At 70.4% G+C, this 2,128-nt stretch carries 2 protein-coding genes; both read left to right on the top strand.

Going from position 1 to position 2,128, the window contains the following annotated elements:
* Positions 1-1,095 (top strand): four-carbon acid sugar kinase family protein (locus tag BIS11_RS15980; RefSeq protein WP_253586525.1); only part of this gene is annotated, 1,095 nt, incomplete at its 5' end.
* Positions 1,092-2,099: a 4-hydroxythreonine-4-phosphate dehydrogenase PdxA gene (gene pdxA / locus BIS11_RS15975; RefSeq protein ID WP_253426689.1), complete on the top strand. Its 1,008-nt coding sequence runs from the start codon at positions 1,092-1,094 to the stop codon at positions 2,097-2,099. The genes BIS11_RS15980 and pdxA, both read left to right, overlap by 4 nt.
* The last annotated feature ends 29 nt before the right edge of the window (positions 2,100-2,128 follow it).

Below are 2,128 nucleotides of genomic sequence, written 5' to 3'. Positions count from 1 at the left end.
GATTCGCGCGGCGCCAGCGCCGCCGAGGCCGCCGAGCGCCACCGCCAGGCGCTCACCGCCTGGCAGGGGCGCTTTCGCTTTCTGTTCAAGAAGGTGGACTCGACCCTGCGCGGCAACGTCGCCGCCGAGATCGCAAGCCTGGTAGCGCTTGCCGGCATGGCGATCGTCGCCCCGGCCTACCCGGCCACCGGACGCACCACCCGGGGCGGCCGCCAGTACCTCGACGGCGTACCCGTCGAGCAGACCGAAGTGTGGACCAACGAAGGCATACAGGGCCGGGCGGATCTGGTCGAGATGCTCGAAGGCGCGGCGCTGACCTGCGCCCGGCTCGATCTCGCCACGCTCAGAAACGCGGCGGACCTGACGGCGACGCTTGCCGACCATCGCGACCGAGGCATCCAGGCGCTGGTGTGCGACGCCGAAGATGAGACGGATCTGGCAAGACTGGCCGCTCTGAGCGCCACCCTGGCGGGCACCTTCTGGGTCGGCTCGGCAGGGCTCGGCAACCACCTGCCTCAAGCGCTCGGCCTCGCTGGCCACGGCGAGCGCACACAGCCTTCGTCTGGCACGCCCCACACCTTGATCGTCATCGGCAGCATGAGCGGCGTTTCCCACCGCCAGGCCGACCGCCTGCTGGAGAGCCCGCAAGCACCGACGCTGATCGAGATCGACGCCGGCGCACTGCGCGAGGGCGGCGACCTTCGCGGGATCGAGGCGCGCCTCGACGACGCCCTCGCCCGTCGCCAGAACGTGATGGTACGCCTTCGCCAGGGCGCGGATCGTAACGCCGCCGAGGGGCCCTTGCTCGGCCAGGCGCTGGCTGCGCTTCTGGCACCGCGCCTTGACCGCATCGAGCGGCTGATCGCCACCGGCGGCGCCACCGCCCGGGCGATTCTGGTCGAGGCCGGCATCACCCGCCTTGCGCTCGTCGATGCCCCGGATATCGGCATGGCGCGGCTGACCGCCGCCACGCCCGCCGGACCGCTCGAGGTGATCACCAAGGCCGGCGGGTTCGGCGACGAGCACGCCTTTCAGCGGGTCTGGCAGGGCCAGCCCGACCCCAATGATTCTTCTACCCATAAGGAGTGTTCATGAGCGACCGTCCCGTTATCGGTATTACCATGGGCGATGCCGCCGGCATCGGCCCTGAAGTCATCGTGCGGGCCCTGGCCCACGACGACGTCCACGATGTCTGCCGCCCGCTGGTCATCGGCGATGCGGGGCGCCTCAGGAAGGCGATGGACGTGGTCGGCTCGACGCTTGCGCTGCACGTGGTCGACACCCCCGCCGAGGCGCGCTTTACGCGCGGCACCCTCGAATGCATCGACCTGGGGCTGATTCCCGACGACCTGCCCTGGGGCAAGGTCTCGAGCGTGGCGGGCGATGCCGCCTACCGCTACATCGCCAAGACCGTGGAGCTGATCGAGGCCGGCGAGCTCGACGCCATCTGCACCGCGCCGCTGAACAAGGAGGCGCTGCACGCAGGCGGCCACCTGTTCCCCGGCCACACCGAGCTTCTGGCCCACCTGACCGGCACCGAGGAAGTGTCGATGATGCTGGTGACCCCGAAGATGAAGGTCATCCACGTCACCACCCACGTCGGCATCATCGACGCCATCGCGCGGATCAACCCGGGGCTGGTGACGCGTACCATCGAACGCGCCCACGAGACCCTGGCCCGGGCCGGCAACGACCACCCGCGCATCGCGGTGTGCGGCATCAACCCCCACGCCGGCGAGAACGGCCTGTTCGGCTACGGCGAAGAGGAAGAGAAGATCGTGCCCGCCATCGAGGCGCTGCGCGCCCGGGGCTGGGACGTCGAGGGGCCGCTGCCGGCGGACACCCTGTTCTTCCGCGCCGGCCGGGGCGATTTCGACTGCGTTGTCGCCATGTACCACGACCAGGGCCACGGCCCGGTGAAGGTGATGGGCCTGGAAGCCGGCGTCAACGTCACCGTGGGGCTCCCGGTGGTGCGCACCTCGGTGGATCACGGCACCGCCTTCGACATCGCCGGCAAGGGCATCGCCGACGAGCGCAGCCTGATCGAGGCGCTGAGCCAGGCGGTGGAGCTCGCCAGCCGGCGCACCGAGGCGGCCTGAGGCCGACCCGTCACGTCACGTCACGTCAC

The sequence above is a fragment of the Halomonas sp. 707D4 genome, from assembly GCF_024158685.1.
In the GTDB taxonomy this organism is placed as follows: domain Bacteria; phylum Pseudomonadota; class Gammaproteobacteria; order Pseudomonadales; family Halomonadaceae; genus Vreelandella.
This window is presented reverse-complemented; position numbering and strand designations above follow the sequence as displayed.

Excerpts from the sequence above, each read along its gene's own strand:
- pdxA (WP_253426689.1), top strand. The coding sequence starts at position 1,092 with ATGAGCGACCGTCCCGTTATCGGTATTACCATGGGCGATGCCGCCGGC.